The sequence below is a fragment of the Pseudomonas donghuensis genome, assembly GCF_000259195.1.
GTDB classification, from domain to species: Bacteria; Pseudomonadota; Gammaproteobacteria; order Pseudomonadales; family Pseudomonadaceae; genus Aquipseudomonas; species Aquipseudomonas donghuensis.
The window spans coordinates 15,848-41,506 of record NZ_AJJP01000193.1 but is presented as its reverse complement, the minus strand read 5'-3'; the positions used below and the strand labels follow the sequence as shown (position 1 = coordinate 41,506).

The following is a 25,659-nucleotide window of genomic DNA, read 5'->3' as shown; positions in this document are numbered from 1 at the left end:
CCTGATCAAGACAGTTGCTCCCACAATGGCTCTGTGTTCACTGCAACGGCACCTCAACCTTGGCCGCCCGCTCATCCTGCGCCACCACGCCCTGGCACAGCTCGATGATCTGTTCGCGCATCCAGCGGTTGGCCGGGTCCTGGTCGGTGCTTTCGTGCCAATACAGATGGGTTTCCAGTGGCGGTACATCCACCGGCAGGCTGACATGGTTGAGCTGGTGGCGACGGGCGAAACGCTCCGGAACGGTCATGACCATGTCGGTCTGCTGCAGCACCTGGGAAGCCATCAGGTAATGCTGGGAGCGCAGGGCAATCTTGCGCTGCACGCCCATCTTGCCCAGGGCCAGGTCGACATAACCCAGGCCGTTGCGCCGGCTGGAGATATGAATGTGGGTCATGCCCAGGTAGTCGTCCAGGCTGAGCGGGTCCTTGAACAGCGGATGGCCCTGGCGCATGGCGCAGACGTAACGGTCCTGCATCAGTTTGACGTGGCGCACCTGCGGGTCGGTGTTGAGCGGCGCATCGACGGCAAAGTCCAGGCGCCCGGCGGCCAGTTCCTTGGTGGTTTCCCGGCGCTTGCACAAAAAGCTTTCGATCGCCACCGCCGGCGCCAGGCGGCGCAGGCGCTGGAACAGCAGTGGCAAGATCACCGCCTCGGTGAGGTCGGTCATGCTGATGCGAAAGGTCTTGTTGGCCTGCAGCGGGTTGAAGATGCGGCTCTCCTGCACCGACACGCGCAGCAGCGAGAGGGCATTGCGCACCGGGCCGATGATGTTTTGCGCCATCGGCGTGGGCACCATGCCCTGGGCGGTGCGCACGAACAGCGGGTCATTGAAGGTTTCGCGCAGGCGCGCCAGGGCGTTGGACACCGCCGGCTGGGTAATGCCGACGATCTGCCCGGCCCGGGTCAGGTTGGCTTCGGTGTAGATGGCATCGAAGACGATGAACAGATTCAGGTCGACCTTGCTCAGGTTCATGGGCGCTGCTCTTATTGGTGTTATCCGTGGATCATATATAGGTTATGAATGTTTATACACGCTGAGAATAGACTAGGTGGATTTTGCCTGCTGATCTAGGATCGATATCAGATCCCTTTTCCACTGAAGGTACTGCCCATGGATTTCGCCTATTCACCCAAGGTCCAGGCGCTGCGTGAACGTGTCACGGCGTTCATGGAGGCCTATGTCTATCCCGCCGAAGCGGTGTTCGAGCGCCAGGTTGCCGAAGGCGATCGCTGGCAGCCGACGGCGATCATGGAAGAGCTCAAGGCCAAGGCCAAGGCCGAGGGCTTGTGGAACCTGTTTCTGCCCGAGTCGGAGCTGGGCGCGGGCCTGACCAACCTCGAGTATGCCCCCCTGGCGGAAATCATGGGCCGCTCGCTGCTCGGCCCCGAGCCGTTCAACTGCTCGGCGCCGGACACCGGCAACATGGAAGTGCTGGTGCGTTACGCCAATGAAGCACAGAAGCGCCAATGGCTTGAGCCGCTGCTGCGTGGTGATATCCGCTCGGCGTTCGCCATGACCGAACCCGATGTGGCTTCGTCCGATGCTACCAATATGGCCGCCCGCGCCGTGCGCGACGGTGACGAGTGGGTAATCAATGGTCGTAAGTGGTGGACTTCCGGGGCCTGCGATCCGCGCTGCAAGATCATGATCTTCATGGGCCTGAGCAACCCGGAAGGCCCGCGTCACCAGCAGCATTCGATGATCCTGGTGCCCACCGACACTCCCGGGGTGAAGATCGTGCGCCCGCTGCCGGTGTTCGGCTACGACGACGCGCCCCATGGCCATGCCGAAGTGCTGTTCGAGAACGTGCGCGTGCCTTACGAGAACGTGCTGCTCGGCGAGGGCCGCGGTTTCGAGATCGCCCAGGGGCGCCTTGGCCCGGGGCGCATCCACCACTGCATGCGCTCGATCGGCATGGCGGAACGTGCCCTGGAACTGATGTGCAAGCGCTCGGTGGAACGTACCGCCTTCGGCCGGCCGTTGGCGCGCCTGGGTGGCAACGTCGACAAGATTGCCGACTCGCGGATGGAAATCGACATGGCCCGGCTGCTGACCCTCAAGGCCGCGTACATGATGGACACCGTCGGCAACAAGGTCGCCCGCAGCGAAATCGCCCAGATCAAGGTGGTGGCACCGAACGTGGCCCTCAAGGTCATCGACCGGGCAATCCAGATCCATGGCGGCGCCGGCGTCTCGGCTGATTTCCCGCTGGCCTACATGTACGCCATGCAGCGCACCCTGCGCCTGGCCGACGGCCCGGACGAAGTGCACCGCGCGGCGATCGGCAAGTACGAGATCGGCAAGTACGTGCCCAGGGAACTGCTCCGTAGCGGTCACTGATGCTTGCCGCGCAAGCCCGTCTCTTTTCCTGGGGCGGGCTTGCCCCGCGAACGGATCGAGTACAGTGAACACAACACCCCAGCGCTAAGCAGGGCAATGGTCACCCCCAGCGACAGCATCGGCGGCACGGCACCGATCAGGCCGTGGTAGAAAATCTTGCCGCCGATGAACACCAGCACCAGCGCCAAGGCGTACTTGAGGTAAATAAAGCGGTGCATCAGCGCCGCCAGGGCAAAGTACAGCGCCCGCAACCCGAGAATGGCGAAGATGTTCGAGGTGTAGACAATGAACGGGTCCTGGGTGATGGCAAAGATTGCCGGCACGCTGTCGACGGCGAACACCAGGTCGGCCAGCTCGATCAGTACCAGGGCCAGGAACAGCGGCGTGGCATAGCGCAGCGCCTTGCTCTGCCCGGCCGGGGTGATGTGCACGAAAAAACGCGGGCCGTGCAGCTCGTCGGTGACCCGCAGGTGTCGGCGGACGAATTTGAGCACCGGATTGTTCGCCAGGTCCGGGTGGAGTTCTGTGCCGGAGAACAGCATTTTCACTCCCGTGCACAGCAGGAAGGCACCGAACACATAGAGGATCCAGTCGAACTCCTGCACCAGCGCACTGCCCAGGCCAATCATGATCGCCCGCAGCACCACTACCCCGAGAATGCCCCAGAACAGCACCCGGTGCTGGTAGCGGCGGGGGATGGCGAAGAAGCTGAAGATCATTGCCATGACGAACACGTTGTCCATCGACAACGACTGCTCGATGAGAAAGCCGGTATAGAATTCCAGGGCCTTCTGCGCGCCCAGCTCGAACCACAGCCATACGCCGAACAGCACGCCAACGCTGAAGTAGCCGGCATACAGCAGCAGGCTTTCGCGCATTTCGATTTCGTGCAATTTGCGGTGCAGTACGCCCAGGTCCAGCACCAGCAGGGTCAGGACGATGCCGAGAAAGGCCAGCCAGAACCACAGGCTGGTGCCGAGGAAGTCGTTATCGAGAAATACCTGTAGAGCTGCCATGAGCCCCTCCTTGATGTCGACGTTGCTGAGCAACAGTGACTCCGACATGGCGGCTTGGCAGCCGTCAGAGGGGCCCGGCGTCACTAAGGACAAGCCTAGCCCCGGGGAGGGTGAGCGCCCAATCGAGCCTGTAACAATTGTTTGCCCAGGCCAGCATTCGGCAGCTCAGTAGACCCACACCTCGACGCGGCGATTGCGGATCCGCCCTTGTTCGGCGGTGTTGGCCGCCACCGGCAGTTCATCGCCCAGGCCGATGATCTCGCGCAGTTCAACGCCGCTGCGGGCCAGTTCCCGACGCACCGCCATGGCTCGCAGCCGCGAGAGCAGGGCGGCGCGCTGCGGGTCATCCTTGGCATCGCCAAACCCCACCAGCACCACCTTGTTGGCCAGCTTGTGCTGCGCCTGCAGGTACTGGACCACCCGTTGCACATCGCGCAGGGCCTTGTTGTCGAGGCTGGCGTTGCCCTCCTGGAAGCGAAAATTCACCGACAGGCGCCGGGCATCGCTGGCCAGGTCAAGGTAGCGGCGGGGCATCTCCTTGCGTGGCTGTACCTTGATGCTCTGCACCTGCTGGCCGACGAAGCCGTTATGGGTAACGATGGCCTGGCCCTGGGCGCTTTGGGCGAACTCGACCAGGGCGCGGGCCAGTGGATTGGCCTGACCGGGCGGCAGATAAAAGAACAACCGTCGCGACAGCGGATAGTCTTCGCTGGCCACCAGGGCCGGTGTCGGCAGCATGGCCTGGGACGCACCGTCGGCAATCGCCACGACCTTGGCGCCATGCACCGTGGCCAGGCTGCTGAAGCCGATGGCCTGGCGATCGCCGAGCACCTGGCTGGCCAGTTGCTCGGCCGATTCGAAGCGCCGGGCAGTGTCGGCCAGGGGGTGTTGTGCTGGGTCGAGCACCAGGGCCTTGAAGGTTTCGAAGGTCCCGGAGCGGTCATCGCGGGCGTACAGGTTGATGGGGCCGCTGCCGATACCCAATTGCTCCCAATTGCGGATTTGCCCGGAAAAAACCTGTGCCAGCTGGACAGTGGTCAGCTGCGGCAACGGGTTGTCGGGGTGGACGATCACCGCGACACCATCCAGGGCAATGACCTGCTCGGCGGCGGCACTGTTGAGGTCACCCAGGGCTTGCAGCTCGCTCAGCTCAACCGGCTTGATCGGACGGGAGGAGGCAGCCAGTTCCGCCTGGCCGGACTTGAGTGCGGTGAAACCGGTACTGGATCCGTGGGCGGCGATATCGATGCGCAAGGCCTGGCCGTTACTGTCTCGGGCACGGACCTGGCGTTCGTTGGCGGCGTCGCCACTGACGATGCTGATGGCACTGGCGCCTTGTTGCTCGAGCAAGCCTGTGACCAGCGCCGGTGCCAACGCGGCACCGATGGTGTTGGAGCCCTGGATACGCAATTGCGCCTGCGGGGCAGCGGCGCCAATCAGCGGGAACAGGCAAAGCACAAGCAGGGAGAGGTGGCGCAACATGCCGTCTGGCACTCATGGGCAAAGGGTGTGCCGGGAGATTAAGACGGAAGGGTGACCAAAAGATGACAGCGTTTTTGCCAACCTGCGCCCAATCCTGTGGGAGCCGGCTTGCCGGCGATGCTTTTCCACGGCTGATACCGTGCTTGGCCAGCCGGGTCTCATCGCTGGCAAGCTGCTCCCACAGGGGCTGCGTCTGAACTAGCCCAGCTCAAGCCAGATCGGCGCGTGGTCCGAAGGTTTTTCCATCCCGCGCAGGTCATAGTCGACCCCGGCATCCTTGATCCGTGGCAGCAGCCCCTGGGAGGCCATGATCAGGTCGATGCGCAGGCCGCGTTTGGGCTCGTCTTCAAAGCCGCGGCTGCGGTAGTCGAACCAGCTGAAACGGTCAGCCACTTCCGGGTGCAGGTGGCGGAAGCTGTCGACCAGGCCCCAGCTCTTCAGACGCGCCATCCACTCGCGCTCTTCCGGCAGGAAGCTGCACTTGCCGGTCTTCAGCCAGCGCTTGGCGTTGTCGGCGCCGATGCCAATGTCGCAGTCTTCCGGCGAAATGTTCACATCCCCCATCACCAGCAACGGCTGGTCGTTCTGGAACTGGGTCTCGAGCAGTGTCTGCAGGTCGCTGTAAAAGCGCTGCTTGGCCGGGAACTTGGTTGGGTGGTCGCGGCTCTCGCCCTGGGGAAAGTAGCCGTTCATGATGGTGATCGGGGTGCCATCGGCATCAGCGAAGGTGCCCCAGATGAAGCGTCGCTGGGCTTCTTCTTCATCGGTGCTGAAACCCTTGTGCAGGCTCAGTGGCGCCTGGCGCGAGAGCAGGGCGACGCCGTAGTGGCCCTTCTGGCCATGAAAGTGCACGTGGTAGCCCAGGGCCTGGACCTCAGCGAGCGGGAACTGCTCGTCGCTGACTTTGGTTTCCTGCAGGCCGATGACGTCGGGCTGGTGCTTTTCGATCAACGCCGCCAACTGGTGGGGCCGGGCACGCAGGCCATTGATGTTGAACGAGACGATCTTCATGGGCAGCACAATCCTGGTAAAACCCAGGATCCTAGCCGACATCGGCGACGTCGGCCAGCATGGCGATCCACTCGAGAGGTTGCTAACCTGTGGCACGAGGTGAACGTTGGCACCCCGCACACCTCAAAGGCAATGAATGCCCATTTCCGGAGGTTTGCCAGCATGCCCGAATCGACTGCCGCACCGGCTGAAGTCCGTCTGCTCGATGGCGGCTACAGCCGCGAGGCGCGCTCCCTGTTGTATCACGCCTATCGCCACGAACCGACCTTTGCCTTTCTGTTCGAGGCCCAGCGTCCCGGGTTCGACCAGCGTATTCGCGCCACCGTGCGCGAGCGGGTCAAGCAGCATTTTCTCCAGGATTTACCCGCCATTGGCCTGCTGGTTGAAGACCGCTTGATCGGCATCGCCCTGATTGCCCCGCCGCAGCGGCGTCTGGGCATCACCGAAAGCTGGGCCTGGCGCATGCGCATGGTGCTCAGCACCGGGTTTCGCTGTACCCGCCGCTACCTGGATTACCAGGCTGCGCTGGCGGCCTGTCTGCCCAGTGACGCGGTGCATGTACTGCCGCTGCTGGGGATCCACCCGCAGTTTCAGGGCAAGCACTACGGCGAACAGTTGTTACAGGCTGTGCACGACTGGTGTGCCGTGGATGAGCATTCCCAAGGCGTGGTGCTGGACACCGGCAACGAGCACTACCTGGCGTTTTACCAGCGTCAGGGCTACCAGGAAATTGGCGAGATCGCTGTAGGCCCGGTCCGCGAACACGTGTTCTTTCACCCCAATCCGCAGTCGTCACAGCAGGTATCGGCCTGAATTGCGTAGCAGTGAGGAAAACCTCGGGCTCCATGCTGCCGCCAAGCTCTGGTAGCATCCGCGCCTATGACGTATTCAGGACGATTTACCTGCGGTTTGATTCTATGGGTTGCCAGCATCGGCGCGTATGCGCAAAGCGAGCTGGTTGTCCGGGTCAAACCTGCCAATAACGAACTCAAGGCCAATGTCGAAGGCTATATCGGCAGCCTTGGTAAACGCGATGAAGAGGCGCTGCTGCGCTTCAGTCGCGGCGCAGTCGAGCAGGCACGCAAGGCCTCCCAGGCCCTGGGCTATTACCAGGCGCAGATCGACAGCGAGGTCAAACCGCCGGCCAAGGCCGACAAGGGCCCGCAGCTGGTATTGACGATCGACCCAGGCGAGCCGGTGCACTTGCGTGATGTGACCATTCGCATCGATGGCCCGGCCAGTGAACTCAAGGCCTTCCGCATTCCCGACAGCAAGGCGTTGCGCTCAGGCGCGGTGCTCAACCATGGCCACTACGAAGACGCCAAGCGCCTGATCCAGAACCAGGCCTCGCGCTACGGGTTTTTCAGTGGCCGCTTCGTCCGCCAGCGCCTGGCGGTCGACCCCCAGGCTGGCGTTGCCGATATCGAGCTGATCTACGACAGTGGTCCGCGCTACCGCCTGGGCAAGGTCAGCTTTGCTGGCGATACGCCGCTCGATGAAGACCTGCTGCACCGCATGGTGCCGTTCAAGGCTGACACGCCCTACGACTCCGAGCTGATCGCCGAGCTCAACAATGCCCTGCAGTCGAGCGGCTACTTCGAAGGCGTACGGGTCGATGCCGCGCCCACTGCCGCTATCGAGCAGAGCATCCCGGTGGCCGTTCAGCTCGACACCCGCAAACCGCGGACCATGGGCCTGGGCCTGGGTTTTTCGACCGACGTCGGGCCGCGCGGCAAGGCCAACTGGACTCGCCACTGGGTCAACCCGCAAGGTCACAGCTACGGCTGGGAAACCGAACTGTCGGCGCCACGGCAGAACGTCGGCCTGTGGTACGACATCCCGCTCGACCCGCCGCTGACCGACAAACTGCGTTTTGCCGGTGGTTACCAGAACGAAGAAATCGCCGGCACCGATACCTTGAGCAAGCTGCTCACGGTCGGCCCGGAATGGCACAGCAAGCTGCCCAGCGGCTGGCAGCGGGTCATTTCGCTCAAGTACCAGCGCGAAGAGTACAAGCTCGGTGACGATTCGGGCCTGAGCAACCTGCTGATGCCCGGCATCAGCTATTCCTACCTGCGCAGCGATAATCGCATCGACCCGCACAATGGCTATCGCCTGCAGTTCGATGTGCAGGCGGCCAAGCAGGGACTGGTCTCCGACACCAACCTGCTGCATGCCAATGTGCTGCTCAAGGGCCTGACCACTCTGGGCCAGAATCATCGCTTTCTCGGCCGTGTGCAGTTCGGCGGCAGCGCCACCAACAGCTACAAGAATTCGGTTCCGCCCTCGTTGCGCTTCTTTGCCGGTGGCGACCAGAGCGTGCGAGGCTACGACTACCAGACCCTGTCACCGAAAAACTCCGACGGCGATCGTATTGGCGGCCGTTACCTGGTGGCCGGCAGTGCCGAGTACCAGTATTCGGTTGCAGAAAAGTGGCGGGTGGCGACCTTCATCGACCAGGGCAATTCATTCAATAATCTGGAGCTTCCCAGCCTCAAGACCGGTGTCGGTATCGGTGTGCGCTGGGTGTCTCCGGTCGGACCGCTGCGTCTGGATCTGGCCCGCGCGCTGGATGACGACGGCGGTTTGCGTCTGCACTTCTCCATGGGGCCGGAACTGTGAGTCGCGTTATCAAATTCATCGTTCTTGGCCTGCTGGCCTTGCTCATGCTGGTGGTGCTGGGTCTGGGCCTGGTGCTCGGTACCCAGGCCGGCAGCCGCTGGGCCCTGGAGCAGATGCCGGGGCTGCAGCTGGATAACTTCCAGGGGCGTCTGGCCGGGCAGTGGCAAGCCGAGCGCTTGCTGTGGGCACAAGGCGGCGATCGGGTCGAGTTGGTGGCGCCGGTACTGGCCTGGTCGCCGGCCTGCCTGCTGCGCATGACCCTGTGCATCGATCAGTTGCAAGCCGATCAGGTCAACCTGGCCTTCGCACCCGGCGAGCCGAAGCCTGATAGCGGGCCGTTGCAACTGCCGGCACTCAAGCTACCCGTGGCCATCGAGTTGGGCCAGGTGCGTATCGGCCATCTGCGCCTGGACGGCAATGAACAGCTCAGCCAATTGCAACTGGCCGCGCATTGGACCTCGGGCGGGCTGCAGATCGACAGCCTGCAACTGCAGCGCGATGAGCTCAAGCTGAACCTGCAGGGGTTGCTCAAGCCCGAAGCCGATTGGCCGTTGCAGGCCAAGGGGCAACTGCAGTTGCCGAGTGTCGACGGACAGCCCTGGCAACTGGCATTGCAGGTGGACGGCGACCTGCAGAAAACCCTCAGGCTCAAGGCTGACAGCAGCGGTTACCTGCACGCGCGCCTGTCCGGCGAGCTGCAAGCCCTGGCCGACAACCTGCCGGCGCACCTGCAGATCAGCAGCGAGGCCTTCAAACCCTCGGCCGAGCTGCCTGACACCCTGCAACTGAACACGCTGCAACTGAGCGCCAAGGGTAACCTGCAAAGCGGCTATCAGTTGCTGGGTTCAGCCAGCCTGCCCGCCGAGCAGGGGCCGGTGGCGCTCAATCTGCAAGGCCGGGTCGATGCCAAAGGTGCCGAGCTCAGCACCCTGGACCTCAGCGCCAGCGCCGAGCAGGCGCTCAAGCTCAAGGCCAAGGCCGACTGGCAGCAAGGCCCGAGTGCTGAAGCCAGCATCGACTGGCTGGATTTCCCCTGGTTGCGCCTGTATCCGCTGGAGCAAGCGCCCGACGTTACCCTGCGCCGCTTCAACGGCCAGGTGCAGTACCGTGATGGCAACTACCAGGGCGAGTTCAAAGGTGACCTGGACGGCCCGGCCGGCGCCTTCAGCCTGAGCAGCCCGTTCAAGGGCGACCTCAAGCAGGTCAGCTTGCCGCAATTGTTGCTCAGTGCCGGCCAGGGCAAGGCCGCCGGCAGTGTCGGCGTGCAGTTTGCCGATGGCCTGGCCTGGGATGCGGCGCTGGAGCTGTCGGCGCTGAACCCGGCGTACTGGCTGGCCGAATTGCCCGGCACCCTGGCGGGCCCGTTGCGCAGCAAGGGTGAAATGAAAAACGGCGAGTTGCGCCTGGATGCCGACCTTGACCTCAAGGGCCGCCTGCGCGGCCAGCCCGCCGTACTCAAGGCGGTGGCACAAGGGGCAGGGCAGCAATGGACCCTGGGCACCCTGGACATCCGCCTGGGCGACAACCAGATCAATGGCAGCGGCAGCCTGCAACAGCGTCTGGCCGGGCAGATCGATCTCAACCTGCCGCGCCTGGGCCAACTCTGGCCGCAGTTGCAAGGCCAGGTCAAAGGGCGGCTGGAGGTTACCGGAACCTTGCAGGCGCCCCAGGGCAGCTTCGTTCTGCAGGGCCAGCAATTGGCCCAGGCCGACAACCGTGTACAGCGCCTGAGCCTGGATGCGCGTCTGGACAACGCGCAACGCGCGCTTATCGACCTGCAGGCCGGCGGCATTCGCCTGGGTGACACCCCCCTTGGCATGCTCACCGCCAAGGGGGCAGGTGACATTCGCCAGCAAAAGCTGCAACTGGCCCTGGACGGGCCGCAGCTCAAGCTGGACCTGGGCCTGGACGGGCAACTGGACAAGGGCAACTGGCGCGGTCGCCTGGCCAGTGGTGAAATCCAGGCCGGCGGCCAGGACTGGCGCCTGCAGGCACCGGCGAAACTGCAGCGCCTGGCCAGTGGGCAAGTGGATTTCAGCGCCCATTGCTGGCGTTCCGGCCAGGCCAGCCTGTGTGGCGAAGATCAGCGTCTGGCGCCCGAGCCGCGCCTGCGCTACCACCTCAAGCAGTTCCCGTTGCAAAGCCTGGCGCAGTGGCTGCCCAAGGACTTTGCCTGGCAGGGCCTGCTCAATGCCGACATCAACCTCGATGTTCCGGCCAGCGGGCCCAAGGGCACTGTCCTCATCGATGCCAGCGGCGGTACCCTGCGGGTGCGCGAAAAGGACCGCTGGCTGGACTTCCCCTACCAGACCCTGCGCCTGCAAAGCACCCTGGGCCCGCGACGCATCGACACCCGTCTGGATTTCCTGGGCGACAAGCTCGGCGAGCTGGCGGTCAATATCCGGCTTGATCCGCTGGCCAAAAACAAACCCCTGAGCGGTGACTTCCGCCTCAGTGGCCTGGACCTGGCCATTGGCCGCCCGTTCGCGCCGATGGTCGAACGCTTGAATGGCCAGCTCAACGGCAGCGGGCGCCTGTCCGGCACTTTGCTGGCGCCCCAGGTCAATGGCAGCCTGAACCTTGCGCGTGGCGAAATCAGCGGCTCGGAGCTGCCGATCAGCCTTGAGGATCTGCAATTGCAGGCACTGATCGCTGGCGAACAGGTCCAGCTCAACGGCCGCTGGAAAAGCGGTGATGCTGGCCAGGGCAGCCTGAACGGGCAGATTGGCTGGGGCCAGGCACTGACTGTCAACCTGGCGCTGCAGGGCCAGCAGCTGCCGGTCAATGTTGAGCCCTATGCGGCACTGGAAGTCGCTCCGGACCTGAAAATCAGCCTGATTGACGACAAGCTCGCGGTGACCGGCAAGGTGCGGGTACCCAAGGGCAAAATCACCGTGCGTGAGTTACCGCCGTCCACGGTCAAGGTTTCCGACGATACGGTGATCCTTGGTCATCAGACCGAGGAGGGCAAACCGCCGATGGCCATGGCCATGGATATCGACGTCCAGGTCGGTCAGGAAAAACTCTCGTTCAGCGGCTTCGGCCTGACCGCCAACCTGCTGGGGCACGTGCACATCGGTGACAACCTCGATACCCGCGGCGAACTGAGCCTGGCCGACGGCCGCTACCGCGCCTATGGCCAACGCCTGACCATCCGCCGCGCGCGCTTGCTGTTTGCCGGCCCCATCGACCAGCCTTACCTGGACATCGAGGCCATTCGCAAGACCGATGATGTGATTGCCGGTATCCGCTTGAGCGGCAGTGCCGAACAGCCCACCACCCAGGTGTTCTCGGAGCCGGCCATGAGCCAGGAGCAGGCGTTGTCCTACCTGGTGCTCGGGCGGCCACTGGGTACTACCGGGGAAGACAACAACATGCTCGCTGAAGCCGCGCTCGGCCTGGGCCTGGCAGGCAGCGCCGGGATCACCGGCAGCCTGGCCTCGAGCCTGGGTATCGATGACTTCCAGCTCGACACCCAGGGCAGCGGCAATAGCACTGCGGTAGTCGCCAGCGGTAACCTGACCGAGCGTTTGAGCCTGCGTTACGGCGTTGGGGTGTTCGAGCCGGCCAACACCATTGCCCTGCGTTACAAGCTCAGCAAGAAAGTCTACCTGGAGGCGGCCAGTGGTCTGGCCAGCTCCCTGGATATCTTCTACAAGCGCGACTTCTAGAGGCCAGTAGTGTCAGCGCACGGTCGCCGCTTCGATGAACTCGTTGCTGTCGTCCGTGGGTTGGACAGGGGGGGACAAGCGAAGCGGGGTAATCAGTTTGGTGTACTCCTCGATCAGCCGGTTCAGCGCTTCCGGTGGTTCACAGGCCTGGAACTGCATGCGGATCTGCACTTCATCGGGGTCGCGCGGTGCTTCGCCATTGCGTTTGCTCTGGCCGCCGACCGTTACATAGAAGCGCTCGCGTTGCAGGCTCTCGCAGGCCTCGGTGGTTTCGGTGTTTTGAATCCGCACAGACAGGTCGACCTGCATGCGCTCCAGTGCCAGCCCACGCGGTGACACCAGTGCGATCAGCGGGATCTGCATCGTGTGCTGATCGTCCATCGCCACTTCGACCATCTTGGCTTTCATCGGCGTGCCCAGTGCCTCGGCGTCATAGTCGAAAAACTGGTCGAACAGCTTGATGTACTGCTGGGCAATCAGGTTGTTGGTGGCTGCGGCGGCTTCCTGCAGGCCGCGAGTGATATCGCACAGGTCGCTGGCGATGATGGGTGCGTTGTTTGGCGGGCGAGGGTCCAAGCGGTGGGCACTCCTGGGATTTTTTAGCTGAAGCCCCCTCCCGTGGAAGGGGCCAGTGGCGAAGGGGTGCGCTCAGCTACCCTGCGCTGGGACGGTGGCTGTCAGCTGGGGCTTGCAACCGGTTTGCTGGCGGCTTCGGTGAGGGCATCAATTACCCGCATCAGTGCCTCCGGCGGCTCCTGGCGGCGTATTTTGGTATTGAAGGCATAGCGCGCACGGGTATCGGTCTTGCGGGTTTGTGTCGACTTGTGGCTGACCTGGCCTTTGAGCTCCATCTTGAACTTGCCGAAGCCGAAGGAGGCAGCGGTACTCGCTTCGCCTGCGGTTTCGCGACTGGATTCAGCCTGTTGGCTGATGGTCACTTCGAACTCGACGTTACCTTCTTCGATGACAATGTTGGGGTGGGCGATCGCCGCCATCAGCGGGATGCGCATGGTTTTGGAAACGGTTCCCTTGGCCGCCCCCTGCTCATCGGTGACGGTTTCGTCGTAGTTGAACTCGATGGCAACTGCTTTGCCATTCTCGACACAGACACCCATGAGGAAGTCGGCGTAGGACTGGCTAGCGGCTACCTGTGCCTGGACCATTGCCTGCAGCGGTCCGGCAATCATCCGGTCCAGGGGCAGGGAGTTCATGACCGAACCGATCAGATCGTTGTCGATTGTTGCCATGGGTGATTTCCTTATCGTGGGTCCACACCTTGTGTGCAGTATTGGGGTTCATGTTTGCCGTACTCAGCGCGGACAAGCTTCCTGACGACGGATGTTGCCGATCTGGCGCAGGCTTAAGCCGTACTTGTTGGCCAGCATGCTACGAGACTGGCCATCGGCACTTTCTTGCTGGATCTGTTGATTGCGCAGTTGGCGCAGGAAATGGTCGACCTTGGGGATTTCCAGGGCCATGCCGGCGAAGCGCCGGATCAGCGCATCCAGCGCCGGGGCGGGAAGGATCTGTGCCAGGGCGGTGCGCTCTCGATGCTTGGGGATGTACTTGGGGCGCCCACCAAAGGCACAGGTAAGGTTGTAGGCATTCTCGATACCCAGGCACTCGATCAGCATCTGCAGCGAGTGGGGCAGTTGCGCGACATCAATACGGTTCAGTTCGCTCAGTTCCATGATGACTTCCTTGTAGGCGATGGTTTGGCACCCAGATGCTTGAGCATCCGTGCCAAGCGGCTCGAGCCATTTCAGGCCATTTCGCACCTGACCGGCTTGAACTGAATTTTCGGCCAGCATGAAGAAAGCAGGCTAGGCAGCAAGTGGGGCGGTTAGGGTGGCCTTTTTGCACGCGGTTTGTAGGTTGTTAGGCTCACCCCGGTGGGAATGGGGTTCAGGGCATCGCGCAGGGCCTTGATTGCTGGCACATGCGAGAGTTTTGACTCGACCTGATTGGCCGACCCATGCTCATTCGCACGGGCGCGCCAGTAGCAGGCTGACTTGGCCCAGGAAACTGGCTGGACGGGTAACGCCGTGGAGGGGAAAGCTGCGCCAGTCGACCCATACGCACAGGGCGGTAAATTCCTGGGCCGAGGCCTTGCCGATGACGCTGGGGTGAAAATCCCGGCGATACAGGACCTGGGTCTGTTTCAGTGGCTGGGCTTGATCGGCTGTCGCCAGGGCGTGTACCACCAGTTGCGCAAGCTGTGCCTGGGGTACGGTGAAGTGCGTCGTGGCGGTGCCTGTGCCCAGGTGGCCGGCTTGTCGGGTCCGCTGCCACAGCTGTTGCCATTGGCTACTGCCGGCGTTGTTGGCCAGTTCGGCGCCGAGTGTCAGGAGCAGCGCCTGAGGCTGATTTTCGGTGGGCAAGGCCTGAACCTTGAGGGCGGCGCCCAGGAGCAGCAGGCTGCCCAGCAGTGTTCGCATCAACATGGTGAGCTTCCGTTCGTCTGGGCATCAGCCCGGGACACCATGGTGGCGACGGGGCGGCGACAACAGAAGCGGGAAATTGTCCGCTGACCGGCGGGGGACGTTGTATCATGCGCACGGCCCGCTTCGGGCCTTTTCGCCGATGTCGCAAGGAACTACCAATGACGCAAGGTCAACGCCTGAAATACTCCATCCTGATCTCCCTGCTGGTGCTGGGGATCATGCTCGGACTGTCCTACCTGCAAAAACAGGGGACGATCAGCGAGCAGGTGTTCCAGTACATCGCCATCGGTGTGGCGGTGGCAGTGGTGGTGATCAATGGCGTCATGCGCCGCAAGGTCAAACCCTGAGGGTTTAAGCGCGGCCGGCTATGGGCCGGCCGGTCGCTCAACGTGAGCTGGCTTGCTCCAGCACGGCACGGGCCTGGGGATTGAGGCTGTAGCACTTGTCGCTGCCAAGGCTGATGACGCCTTCGGCGCACAAGCGCTTGAGTACTTCGCGAACGCTGAGGAATGACAGGGGGATATCCAGCTGTTCGAGCTGGCTGTGCACACCGCGTACACCAATGCTGCGACCGTTGCGATCGGCCATGTGCAAGGCATCGATGACCTTCAGGCGAATCAGGCTGGTGCGCAGGCCAAAGGCCTTGAGCAATTCGCGGATGTGCTCATTGCCGGGGCGTTCATTTTCGCCGGCTTCGGTATTTTCAGCCACAGGTTGGTTATTTGTGCGTCCAGGCTCAGCTATTGCCGCTGAATGTTGCTGGTTGTACATGTGAATGCTCCATTTCATGGTCTGTCCAGATAAGCAAAAGTGCTTGCCTATACCTATAAGACGAATGAGCGCGGCAAAACTGCAGTACCTGACAAAAAAAAACTGCAAGCTCACCCTCAAATGACGTTTTGACCGGGCCAATCCAGTAAATTTTCACGCAGAAATTCGTTCAGTCAGAGTGACCTTTCCCCTGATTGAGCCGGAGTACGCGTGATCAAACCTCGTCCTTTTGCAACCCTCTGTATGGTCGGGCTGCTCGCCGGCCTCAGCCTTCCCGCCCAGGCGCGCGTAGTCGCGGGCGATGCGTCTGCCCAGATCCGCCGGACCAGTTTTGGTGTGCCGCATATTCTGGCCAAGGACGAACAGGGCCTGGGCTACGGCATTGGCTATGCCTATGCGCAGGACAACCTGTGCCTGCTGGCGAACGAAGTGGTCACCGTCAATGGCGAGCGTTCGCGTTACTTCGGCCCCGGGCAGCGCACCTTCGAGCAGCGCGAAAACCTGCCAAGCGACCTGTTCTTCAATTGGCTGAACACGCCAACCGCCGTGTTCGGCTTCTGGCAGGCGCAACCGGCGGCCATGCGCGCACGGCTTGAAGGCTATGCCAAGGGCTACAACCGCGCGCTGGCCGAGCTCAAGGCCCAGGGGCAGGGCGCGCAATGCCTGCAGGCTGAGTGGCTGCGGCCGATCACCACCCTCGACCTGGTCAAGCTGACCCGCCGCTTGCTGGTCGAAGGCGGCGTCGGCCAGTTTGCCGAAGCCCTGGCCGGGGCAACGCCGCCGAATGTCGTCGCCCAGCTGCGCCCCGACCTCAGCGTTGCCCAGGCACGCCAGGAACAGTTTGCCGTCGAGCGTGGCAGCAATGCGCTGGCCATCGGTGCCGAGCGCTCGTTCAATGGCCGCGGCATGCTGCTGGCCAACCCGCACTTTCCCTGGGCTGGCGGCATGCGTTTTTATCAGATGCAGCTGACCCTGCCGGGCACGCTCGATGTCATGGGCGCAGCCTTGCCTGGGTTGCCGCTGATCAATATCGGTTTCAACCGCCATCTGGCCTGGACCCACACGGTCGACACCTCCAAGCATTTCACCCTGTACCGGCTGGAGCTGGACCCCAAGGACCCGACCCGCTACCTGCTCGACGGCAAGTCGCTGGCCTTGACCCACCAGCGCCTGAGCGTGACGGTCAAGGGCGAGGACGGCCAGCTCAAGCCGGTGACCCGCGACGTTTACAGCTCGGTGTTCGGCCCGATCGTGCAGTGGCCGGGGCGCCTGGACTGGAACAGGCAGTACGCCTTCAGCCTGCGTGACGCCAACCTCGACAACACCCGGGTGCTGCAACAGTGGGATGCGCTGAACCGCGCCGACAGCCTGAAAGGCCTGCAGGCTTCGGTACAGCGCCTGCAGGGCATCCCTTGGGTCAACACCCTGGCGGTGGACGCCAAGGGCCAGGCGTTGTACCTGAACCAGTCGGTGGTACCGTACGTCGACGCCGCTCTGCTGGCCCAGTGCAGCGACCCGGCTGCCGGCCAGGAAATGATCGTGCTCGACGGCTCGCGCAGTGCCTGCAACTGGAAGATCGACCCGCGTGCCGCGCAGGCGGGTATCTTCCCTGCGCAGCTGCAGCCGAGCCTGAGCCGTAGCGACTTCGCCCAGCATTCCAACGACTCGGCCTGGATGGTCAACCCGGCCAAACCGTTGCAGGGCTACTCGCCGTTGATCAGCCGCGAGGGGCAACCCCTGGGCCCGCGCAGCCGCTTTGCCTTGCAGCGCCTGGCGAGCCTGAGCGAGAAGGGCAAGATCAGCCAGGCGCACCTACAGCAGATGGTCATGGATAACCAGGTTTATCTCGCCGAACTGGTCATGCCCGACCTGCTCAAGTGGTGCGCCGGGCAAGCGGCCGATGCCCAGCTCAGTGTGCTGTGCGCCAGCCTCAAGGCCTGGGACCAACGCGCCAACCTCGACAGTGGTCTTGGCCTGGTGCACTTTCAGCGCATCATGCAGGCGTTGCAGGGACGCAAGGATATCTGGCGGGTCGGTTTCGATGCCGCCGACCCGCTGCACACACCGCGGGGGCTGGCAGTTGATCAGGCCGACGTGGCCAACGCCTTGCGTGAGGCAGCCCTGGCTTCAATCGCTGAAGTGACCAAGGCCGGGTTCGCCGAGGACGCGCGCTGGGGGCAGATCCAGCAGGCTGCCGATGGCACGCCGATACATGGCGGTCCGGCGAGCCTTGGGGTGTACAACGCGATCCAGAGCGTACCGGTCGCGCCGGACAAACGCCTGGTGGTCAGCGGCACCAGCTACCTGCAACTGGTGACCTTCGATGACCAAGGGCCGCATGCCCAAGGGATGCTGGCGTTCTCCGAGTCCAGTGAAGCGGGCTCGGCCCATGCCGGTGACCAGACCCGGGCGTTTTCGGCCAAGCAGTGGCAGGTGATTCCGTTCACCGAGGCGCAGATCAAGGCCGATCCGCAGTATCGCTTGCAGGTGGTTCACGAGGTTGAGGGGGCGGCGCTGGCGAAGTCTGCGCCTTGATTCAATGAATCAAATCCCTGAGCAGCAAGCCGAAGGCCAGATCGACCTGCTCAGGGATTGGCAGGTACACCGTATGCCCATCCCCCGGCGCCACCTCGATTGCGCCGCCCTGGCGATCACGCAACTGATGCAGGTCGAAGTGGTAGTTACCTTTGGGCGTCATCAGTTCCAGATGATCACCCACCGCAAAGCGGTTCTTCACCCGCACCTCTGCCAGGCCATTGACCCGCTCGCCACTTAGCTCGCCAACGAATTGCTGGCGCTCGGACACCGAGTTGCCGCGTTGGTAGTTCTGATATTCGTCATGCACATGCCGGCGCAGGAAGCCTTCGGTATAGCCGCGCTGGGCCAGTGATTCGAGGTTGAGCATCAGGTTGCGGTCGAACGCGCGCCCGGCTGCCGCGTCATCGATGGCCTGGCGATACACCTGGGCAGTGCGTGCACAGTAGAAGTGCGACTTGGTCCGGCCCTCGATCTTCAGCGAATGCACGCCCATGCGCGCCAGCCGCTCGACATGCTGCACCGCCCGCAGGTCCTTGGCGTTCATGATGTAGGTGCCGTGCTCGTCTTCGAAGGCTGGCATGTCTTCATCGGGGCGGTTGCTTTCCTGCAGCACGAACACCTGCTCGGTGGGGGCGCCGAGCCCCAGGGTCGGTTCTACCTCGCGAACGATTTCGCCGGTGACATTCTCGCGGGCCGCAGTGGCCTTGTACTGCCAGCGGCAAGCATTGGTGCAACTGCCCTGGTTGGCATCGCGGCGGTTGAGGTAGCCCGATAACAGGCAGCGGCCGGAGTAGGCCATGCACAGGGCACCGTGGACGAACACCTCGAGCTCCATCTGCGGCACTTGCTGGCGAATCTCCTCGATCTCTTCCAGCGACAGCTCGCGCGACAGGATCACCCGGGTAAGGCCCTGGCTGCGCCAGAACTCGACGCTGGCCCAGTTCACCGTGTTGGCCTGCACCGACAGGTGGATCGGCATGTGCGGGAAGTGCTGGCGCACCAGCATGATCAGGCCGGGGTCGGACATGATCAACGCATCCGGGGCCATGTCGATCACCGGCGCCAGGTCCTTCAAGAAGGTCTTGAGCTTGGCGTTGTGCGGGGCAATGTTGACCACCACGTAGAAGCGCTTGCCCTGCGCCTGGGCTTCCTTGATGCCCAGCGCGAGGTTGGCGTGATCGAATTCATTGTTGCGCACGCGCAGGCTGTAGCGCGGCTGTCCGGCATACACGGCATCGGCGCCGTAGGCGAAGGCGTAGCGCATGTTCTTCAGCGAGCCGGCGGGGGCGAGCAGTTCGGGTTTGGCGAGAAGGGTCATGATCGGGTCGCGGCAAAAGGCGCGGATGCTACGCCGCTTGTGGCGACTTTTTATTGATCTGCATCAATGGCACTTTTACCACTGTCCGGCGCACTAACGAATAGACCGTACAAGGAGCGCACATGAACGAAACCGTCATGCAACACAAGGCGCTACTGGCGTTGCTGGTGCTGGTGACCATCGCCTTTGTCTGGATTCTCCTGCCATTCTATGGCGCCGTGTTCTGGGCGGTGATCCTCGGTATCGTCTTCGCCCCGCTGCAACGCCGCCTGTTGGCGCGCCTGGGCTGGCGGCGCAACCTGGCGGCCGGGCTGACTCTGTTCATCTGTCTGGTGATCGCAATCTTGCCGGTGATCATCATCAGTACCCTGCTGGTGCAGGAAGGCGCTGCGCTGTACAAGAGCATCGAGAGCGGCGAGCTGGACCTGGCCGGTTATATCGAGCGTTTCAAGAACATCCTTCCGGCCTTCGCGCAGAACTTTCTTGAGCGCATGGGCATGGGTGACCTGGCAGGCCTGCGCGACAAGATCGCCAAGGGCGCAATGCAGGGCAGCCAGTTCTTTGCCTCCCAGGCCTTCAGTTTTGGCCAGGGCACCTTCGATTTTCTGGTCAGCTTCGGCGTCATGCTCTACCTGCTGTACTTCTTCTTGCGTGATGGCGCCGAGCTGGTGCGCAAGATCCGCACGGCGGTGCCGCTGGCCGAGCAGCAGAAGCGTCGCCTGCAACTGAAGTTCAACCGCGTGGTGCGCGCCACGGTCAAAGGCAACCTGGTGGTGGCGGTGACCCAGGGCGCCCTCGGCGGCATCATTTTCTGGATTCTCGACATCCCCAGTGCCCTGATCTGGGGGGTACTGATGACCTTCCTGTCGCTGCTGCCAGCGGTGGGCGCGGGGATCGTCTGGGCGCCGGTGGCGGTGTATTTCGTCGCTACCGGTGCGTTCTGGCAAGGCGCTGTGCTGACGGCCTACGGTGTGTTCGTGATCGGCCTGGTGGACAACGTGCTGCGCCCGATCCTGGTGGGCAAGGACACCAAGATGCCCGATTTCCTGATCCTGCTGTCCACCCTTGGCGGGTTGGCGGTATTCGGCCTCAATGGCTTTGTCATCGGCCCGCTGATCGCCGCGCTGTTCATCTCCAGCTGGGCGATCTTCGTCTCGACCAAGCCGCAGGTGCAATTGCCCAGTTAGCGGAAGCTGTACGACACCCCGGCGTAGACGCCGAAGCCTTCGCCCGGGGTCGAGCGGGCGGCGTCCGCCTCCTTGTCGTCGTAGCCCGGGGTAACGGTGGCGGCGTAGCGCTTGTTGGTCAGGTTGCGCAGGTCGAGCCAGGTTTGCCAGTCCTGTTTCGGCGAGTTGTAGCCCAGGGTGGCGCCGAGAATGGCATAGGCGTCGGCCGGGTAGCTGTTGGCGTAGTCGACCTGGACCTTGGACGCCATCTGCGTGTTGATCCCTGCATACAAGCCGCTGGGCAGGTCGAAGCGCAACTCGGCCTGGTAGTAGTGCATGGGGATGCCCGGCAGACGGTTGTCGCCAAACGTATCGTCGTCGCGGTAGTGGAAATCGCTGAAGGTGTAGGCCTGGCGCAGGGACAGCTTGCCGACCGCGGCGCGCTCCCAGAGCAGGCTGTCGAGGCCCGCCTCGATGCCCTGGTGCACGGTTGGGCTGGCGTTGAACTCCTTGGCGGGCTGGCCTTGCACGATCTCCACGGCCAGCAGCTCATGGCGCACCTGCGAGTAGTACCAGGCCAGGTCCCAGCGACCGATGGACGACTCGCCGCGGGCACCCAGCTCCAGGGTGGTGGCGGTCTGGTTGTGCATTTCAATCGGTTGAGTGGCGCTGGTCGAGCTCCAGATCAGCGACCACGGGTGCGGCGGCTCCACCGAGCGGCTGAGGTTGCCATAGACCTGCAACTGCGGGCTGATGTCATAGCGCAGGCCCAGGCGCGGTGCGTAGTCCCAGTCACTCTGGCTGACCTTGCCGCCGTTGTCCGGATAGGTCACCGCGCTCTCGCGGCGAGTGTAGATCGCCGCCAGGCCGCTGGTCAGCCACAGGTCCGGGATCAGTTCCAGTTCGTTGCCAACATGCAGGACGCTGTCCGAACCCTGGTAGGTGAAGTCACGAGTTTTCTCACCGAATACCCCATTGACCCGCGAGTATTGCGAAGCACCGCTGTTGGGCAGGTGCTTGGTGGTACGCCAGCCGATGGTGGTTTTGCTCGCGTGTCCGAACAGGGTGTGGCGGCGCTGATAATTCAGGGTGCCGCTGACGTCGGTGTAGGCGACCTTCAGGCGCATCGGGCCTTCACGCAGATCCATCGGATAGTCGTGATAGACAAGGCCTGCTTCCAGTTGCGAATCGTCATCGAGATAAAAGGTGGTCTTGTTTCCCAGCCAGGTACTGCCCGGCTGCGGACGGCTGTCATCACGTGTCAGGTAGGCCGGGTTGGCCGCACGCGGATGGTGCTTGATCTGATCCTTGGTCAGGCGCCCGGCCAGGTCGTTCTCGGTTTCCCGGTAGCGCAGGTAGAAGCGGGTTTCCAGGTTCGGGTTGAAACGGTAGCCGACGTTGGCGGCGACGCCCTTGCTGCTGCCGCTGCTGTGATCCTGGTAGCCGTCGTATTCCGAATCGGTCAGCGCTACGTAGTAGTCCAGGTCACCCAATACCTGGCCGGAGCTGATCTGGCGCTTGGCGTAGCCGCGGCTGCCGAGCTCGTAGCGCAGTTGCAGCGGTGCGGCGTCGCGGCCGGTGTGGGAGATGTAGTCGATGGCGCCGCCCAGGGCCAGTGAACCCTTGTCGAAACCGTTGGCGCCGCGCAGCACCTCGGCGCGGTTCAGCCACAGCGGTTCGAACAATTCATAAGGGGTGCCGCCGGGGCCGGTGAGCGGCAGGCCGTCGAACATCGTGTACACGCCCGAGCCATGGGCGCCGGGGGCGCGGTTGATGCCGGAGCCGCGGATCGACAGCTTGATGCCGTCGTTGCCGGCCGACTGGGCGAACACCCCCGGCTGGTAGGCCAGTACGTCCTGGTTACTGGCGACCCGGCCTTGCTCCACTCGCTGCATGTCGATCAGGTTGCTGGCGCCGGGCACCTGCTGCAGGCGTTCGCGAGCATCCTGCAGCTCGCTGTGTTCCTGTTCCTGGATCAGCACCTGGCCGAGTTCGATGCCATCGCCGGCCTGGGCCGACGCGGCACAGGAGATCAGCAAGGCGAGGGCGGAGCGGGGTAGGGTGGGGCGCATCGAGGGGGTTCCGGGACTGTGAGCGGGTATCTGACGTCGCAACTATCAGACGAAGCACAGTCGCCGATCTGTACCGGCCTCATCGCTGGCAAGCCAGCGATGGTTGCAGAGCGGCCCAAAACAAAACACCCCGCCGAAGCGGGGTGTTTGTCAGTGCCTGATCGATCAACCGATCAGTTGCAGGCCTGCATGCTGGACCATGTCCAGCAGTGGCTGCGGGTACACACCCAGCACGAAGGCGAGGATGGCGATGGCCAGCAGCATGACGCCGCCGGTGCGCTGTTCCCAGTTCAGCGGGGCGTCGTGGCGACGCAGGTTTGGCTCGATCAGGAACAGGGTGACCATCACGCGCAGGTAGTAGAACACGCCGATGGCACTACCGATCACCAGGGCACCGACCAGCCACCACAGCTGCGACTCGACGCCGGTAGCGATGATGTAGAACTTGCCGATGAAGCCTGCGGTCAGTGGAATACCGGCCAGCGACAGCATCATCACGGTCAGCACCGCGGTCAGGTACGGACGGCGCCAGAACAGGCCGCGATACTCGTACAGGGCGTCAGCGTCGCGACCGTTGTATGGCGACGACATCAGGGTGATCACGCCGAAGGCACCGAGGCTGGTGATCACGTAGGTGACCAGGTACACGCCGATGGCTTCAACCGCCAGGCCCTTGCTTGCCACCAGGGCGATCAGCAGGTAACCGAAGTGGGCAATCGAGGAGTAACCGAGCAGACGCTTGAGGTTGCTCTGGGTCAGCGCCAGCAGGTTGCCGATCAGGATCGAGGCGACAGCGATAATCGACAGCACGGTGGTCAGCACGCCGCTGCTGGCAGCAGGGGAGAGCATGAACAGGCGCACCACGACGGCGAACACGGCAACCTTGCTGGCGGTGGCCAGGAAGGCGGCGACCGGTGCCGGAGCACCCTCGTAGACGTCCGGGGTCCACAGGTGGAACGGCACCAGCGACAGTTTGAAGGCCAGGCCGACCAGCATCATGCCCAGGCCCAGTTGGGCGAGCATGCTCGGCATGCTGGTGGTTGCCAGGGCCTTGCCGATGCCGTCGAAGCTCAGGCTGCCGGCGTCGGCATACAGCAGCGCCATGCCGAACAGCAGGAAGGCGGAACCGGCGGCCGAGAGCACCATGTATTTGATGCCGGCTTCCAGCGAGCGCTTGTTGAAGAAGGCATAGGCAACCAGGCCATAGACCGGTACCGACAGCAGTTCCAGGCCGATGAACAGGCCTGCCAGGTGCTGCGCGCTGACCAGTACCAGGCCGCCCAGGGCCGACATGAGGATCAGCAGGTACAGCTCTTCGCGGTTGCCTGGGTAGCCCTTGCCGCCATCACCCAGATACGCATGGGCGAGGGTGACGCAAGCCAGGGTGGCGACCAGGATCAGCGCCATGTACAGGCAGGCGAAGTTGTCGATGGTCAGCAGTGGGGTGACTGCCAGCGGCGCGACCTTCAGGGCCGGGATGATCGACAGCAGGGCCAGGTTCAGGCCCACGATAGACAGCAGGAAGGTTTGCGAGTGGTTGCGCCGCCAAGCGATCGCCAGCATCACCACAACTGTGGTGATGGTGGTGATCAGCAGCGGCGCAAGCGCGATAAAGTGTTGAATCGTCAGGTCCATAGCGCTCTTACCGGGCCGAAGCGAGTTGAGTGAAAGCGGTACCGAACCACTGCTGCACACCGCTCATGGTGGCGGCAGAAGTGTCCAGGAACGGCTGCGGGTAGATGCCCAGCAGGATCAGCAGGCCAGCCAGGCCCAGTACCATGATCATTTCGCGGGTGTCCATGCCAGCCAGGACTTCATCGGATTTGGCCGGGCCGAAGTAGGCGCGGTGAATCATGATCAGCGAGTACACCGAACCGAACACCAGGCCGCAAGTGGCGAGGACAGTGACCCATGGCGAAGCGACAAAGCTACCGATCAGGATCAGGAATTCGCCAACGAAGTTACCGGTGCCCGGCAGGCCCAGGGACGCGGCGGCGAAGAACAGGCTGATGGCCGGCAGGTAGGCGATGCGGTGCCACAGGCCACCCATCTGACGCATGTCACGGGTGTGCAGGCGCTCGTACAGCTGGCCGGCGAGGATAAAGAGTGCCGCAGCCGACAGGCCGTGAGCCAGCATCTGGATCACCGCACCTTGCAGCGCTTGCTGGCTGCCGGAGTAGATACCGATCAGCACGAAGCCCATGTGCGAAACGCTGGAGAAGGCGACCAGACGCTTGATGTCGGTCTGGGCGAACGCCAGGAAGGCACCGTAGAAAATCCCGATCAGACCCAGGGTCATGGCGATCGGCGCAAACTCGGCCGAGGCATTCGGGAACAGCGGCAGGGCGAAACGCAGCAGGCCGTAGGCCGCGGTCTTCAGCAAGATACCGGCAAGGTCGACGGAACCTGCGGTCGGTGCCTGGGCGTGAGCGTCAGGCAGCCAGGAATGGAACGGTACCACCGGCAGCTTGACCGCGAAGGCGATGAAGAAGCCGAGCATCAGCAGGTATTCGGTGCCAGCCGGCAGTTCGGCCTTGAGCAACTGGGTGTAGTCGAAGGTGATCACACCGGTGTTGCTGTAGTTGACCAGGACCAGGCCAAGGATCGCCACCAGCATGATCAGGCCGCTGGCCTGGGTGAAGATGAAGAACTTGGTCGCGGCGTAGATCCGGGTCTTCTTGCCGTCCGAGGAGCTGTGACCCCAGAGCGCGATGAGGAAATACATCGGCACCAGCATCATTTCCCAGAAGAAGAAGAACAGGAACAGGTCCAGGGCCAGGAACACACCGACCACGCCGCCGAGGATCCACATCAGGTTGAGGTGGAAGAAGCCGACGTGACGCTGGATCTCTTTCCAGGAGCACAGTACCGAAAGCACACCCAGCAGGCCGGTGAGCAGGATCATCAGCAGCGACAGGCCGTCGAGGGCCAGGTGCAGGCTGATGCCGAAGCGCTCGATCCACAGCACTTTGAATTCGACCGCCCACTCAGGCGCAGCGCCCGGTGCAGGGGCCAGGGTGTAGTCCCCGTTGGCCCACAGCCAGAGGCCGATACCAAGCAGCAGGGACATGGTCAGCAGCGCAATCCAGCGTGGCAGGGTGGCGCCGAAGCGCTCACCCAGCCAGCACAGCAGGCCGCCGATGAAGGGGATCAGGATCAGCCAAGGCAAAATCATGACGGGCTCAATTCCTTTCGCAAAGTCGC

General features: G+C 63.1%; 20 protein-coding genes. 7 read left to right on the top strand and 13 right to left on the bottom strand.

Annotated elements, in window-relative coordinates; genetic code table 11:
* Positions 1-37: 37 nt before the first annotated feature.
* Positions 38-976: a LysR family transcriptional regulator gene (locus tag UW3_RS0101740; RefSeq protein WP_010220431.1), complete on the bottom strand. Its 939-nt coding sequence runs from the start codon at positions 974-976 to the stop codon at positions 38-40.
* Between the two features lie 138 nt (positions 977-1,114).
* Here UW3_RS0101740 and UW3_RS0101735 point away from each other — a divergent pair, with 138 nt between their 5' ends.
* A complete protein-coding gene (locus tag UW3_RS0101735) occupies positions 1,115-2,344 on the top strand; it encodes an acyl-CoA dehydrogenase (RefSeq protein ID WP_010220430.1) in 1,230 nt (409 codons plus the stop codon).
* Here the strand turns inward: UW3_RS0101735 and UW3_RS0101730 are convergent.
* From UW3_RS0101730 to xthA, 3 genes are all read right to left on the bottom strand, one after another.
* Positions 2,338-3,360: a TerC family protein gene (locus UW3_RS0101730; RefSeq protein WP_010220429.1), complete on the bottom strand. Its 1,023-nt coding sequence runs from the start codon at positions 3,358-3,360 to the stop codon at positions 2,338-2,340. The genes UW3_RS0101735 and UW3_RS0101730 overlap by 7 nt on opposite strands.
* Positions 3,361-3,525: 165 nt before the next feature.
* On the bottom strand, positions 3,526-4,842 hold the full coding sequence (locus UW3_RS0101725; RefSeq protein ID WP_010220428.1) for a substrate-binding domain-containing protein: 1,317 nt from the start codon (positions 4,840-4,842) through the stop codon (positions 3,526-3,528).
* Positions 4,843-5,040: 198 nt separating this feature from the next.
* The gene (gene xthA / locus UW3_RS0101720; protein WP_010220427.1) at positions 5,041-5,853 is read right to left on the bottom strand and encodes an exodeoxyribonuclease III; all 813 of its coding nucleotides are present in this window, start codon (positions 5,851-5,853) and stop codon (positions 5,041-5,043) included.
* A 162-nt stretch (positions 5,854-6,015) separates the two neighbouring features.
* On the opposite strand from xthA, the gene UW3_RS0101710 reads away from it, so the two are divergent.
* From UW3_RS0101710 to UW3_RS0101700, 3 genes are all read left to right on the top strand, one after another.
* The gene (locus tag UW3_RS0101710) at positions 6,016-6,666 is read left to right on the top strand and encodes a GNAT family N-acetyltransferase (RefSeq protein ID WP_010220426.1); all 651 of its coding nucleotides are present in this window, start codon (positions 6,016-6,018) and stop codon (positions 6,664-6,666) included.
* Between the two features lie 66 nt (positions 6,667-6,732).
* Complete coding sequence (locus UW3_RS0101705; protein ID WP_010220425.1) at positions 6,733-8,475, top strand: autotransporter assembly complex protein TamA; 1,743 nt, start codon at positions 6,733-6,735, stop codon at positions 8,473-8,475.
* On the top strand, positions 8,472-12,146 hold the full coding sequence (locus UW3_RS0101700) for a translocation/assembly module TamB domain-containing protein (protein ID WP_010220424.1): 3,675 nt from the start codon (positions 8,472-8,474) through the stop codon (positions 12,144-12,146). The genes UW3_RS0101705 and UW3_RS0101700 overlap by 4 nt, the downstream gene beginning before the upstream one ends.
* Before the next feature lie 12 nt (positions 12,147-12,158).
* On the opposite strand, the gene UW3_RS0101695 is transcribed toward UW3_RS0101700, so the two are convergent.
* The 4 genes from UW3_RS0101695 to UW3_RS0101680 form a co-directional block, all read right to left on the bottom strand.
* A complete protein-coding gene (locus UW3_RS0101695; protein ID WP_010220423.1) occupies positions 12,159-12,722 on the bottom strand; it encodes a DUF2589 domain-containing protein in 564 nt (187 codons plus the stop codon).
* A gap of 101 nt (positions 12,723-12,823) precedes the next feature.
* Positions 12,824-13,393: a DUF2589 domain-containing protein gene (locus UW3_RS0101690; protein ID WP_010220422.1), complete on the bottom strand. Its 570-nt coding sequence runs from the start codon at positions 13,391-13,393 to the stop codon at positions 12,824-12,826.
* Between the two features lie 63 nt (positions 13,394-13,456).
* Positions 13,457-13,837: a Mor transcription activator family protein gene (locus tag UW3_RS0101685; protein WP_010220421.1), complete on the bottom strand. Its 381-nt coding sequence runs from the start codon at positions 13,835-13,837 to the stop codon at positions 13,457-13,459.
* Between the two features lie 288 nt (positions 13,838-14,125).
* On the bottom strand, positions 14,126-14,590 hold the full coding sequence (locus tag UW3_RS0101680; protein ID WP_010220420.1) for a hypothetical protein: 465 nt from the start codon (positions 14,588-14,590) through the stop codon (positions 14,126-14,128).
* A 158-nt stretch (positions 14,591-14,748) separates the two neighbouring features.
* On the opposite strand from UW3_RS0101680, the gene UW3_RS0101675 reads away from it, so the two are divergent.
* The gene (locus UW3_RS0101675) at positions 14,749-14,937 is read left to right on the top strand and encodes a hypothetical protein (protein WP_010220419.1); all 189 of its coding nucleotides are present in this window, start codon (positions 14,749-14,751) and stop codon (positions 14,935-14,937) included.
* Positions 14,938-14,974: 37 nt separating this feature from the next.
* Here UW3_RS0101675 and UW3_RS0101670 read toward each other — a convergent pair whose 3' ends face one another.
* Positions 14,975-15,361: a fe2+ zn2+ uptake regulation protein gene (locus UW3_RS0101670; protein WP_026001149.1), complete on the bottom strand. Its 387-nt coding sequence runs from the start codon at positions 15,359-15,361 to the stop codon at positions 14,975-14,977.
* A 243-nt stretch (positions 15,362-15,604) separates the two neighbouring features.
* Between UW3_RS0101670 and pvdQ the strand changes: the two genes are divergently transcribed.
* On the top strand, positions 15,605-17,896 hold the full coding sequence (pvdQ, locus tag UW3_RS0101665; RefSeq protein ID WP_010220417.1) for a bifunctional acylase PvdQ: 2,292 nt from the start codon (positions 15,605-15,607) through the stop codon (positions 17,894-17,896).
* A gap of 1 nt (position 17,897) precedes the next feature.
* On the opposite strand, the gene trhP is transcribed toward pvdQ, so the two are convergent.
* A complete protein-coding gene (trhP, locus tag UW3_RS0101660; protein WP_010220416.1) occupies positions 17,898-19,217 on the bottom strand; it encodes a prephenate-dependent tRNA uridine(34) hydroxylase TrhP in 1,320 nt (439 codons plus the stop codon).
* A gap of 122 nt (positions 19,218-19,339) precedes the next feature.
* Between trhP and UW3_RS0101655 the strand changes: the two genes are divergently transcribed.
* A complete protein-coding gene (locus UW3_RS0101655; RefSeq protein WP_010220415.1) occupies positions 19,340-20,404 on the top strand; it encodes an AI-2E family transporter in 1,065 nt (354 codons plus the stop codon).
* Here UW3_RS0101655 and UW3_RS0101650 read toward each other — a convergent pair.
* The 3 genes from UW3_RS0101650 to nuoM form a co-directional block, all read right to left on the bottom strand.
* The gene (locus tag UW3_RS0101650) at positions 20,401-22,455 is read right to left on the bottom strand and encodes a TonB-dependent receptor family protein (RefSeq protein ID WP_010220414.1); all 2,055 of its coding nucleotides are present in this window, start codon (positions 22,453-22,455) and stop codon (positions 20,401-20,403) included. The genes UW3_RS0101655 and UW3_RS0101650 overlap by 4 nt on opposite strands.
* Positions 22,456-22,620: 165 nt before the next feature.
* Positions 22,621-24,090 carry an NADH-quinone oxidoreductase subunit NuoN gene (nuoN, locus tag UW3_RS0101645; protein ID WP_010220413.1) on the bottom strand — a complete coding sequence of 490 codons (1,470 nt, stop codon included), beginning with the start codon at positions 24,088-24,090 and terminating at the stop codon, positions 22,621-22,623.
* A 7-nt stretch (positions 24,091-24,097) separates the two neighbouring features.
* Positions 24,098-25,630 carry an NADH-quinone oxidoreductase subunit M gene (gene nuoM / locus UW3_RS0101640; protein ID WP_010220412.1) on the bottom strand — a complete coding sequence of 511 codons (1,533 nt, stop codon included), beginning with the start codon at positions 25,628-25,630 and terminating at the stop codon, positions 24,098-24,100.
* Positions 25,631-25,659: the final 29 nt, after the last annotated feature.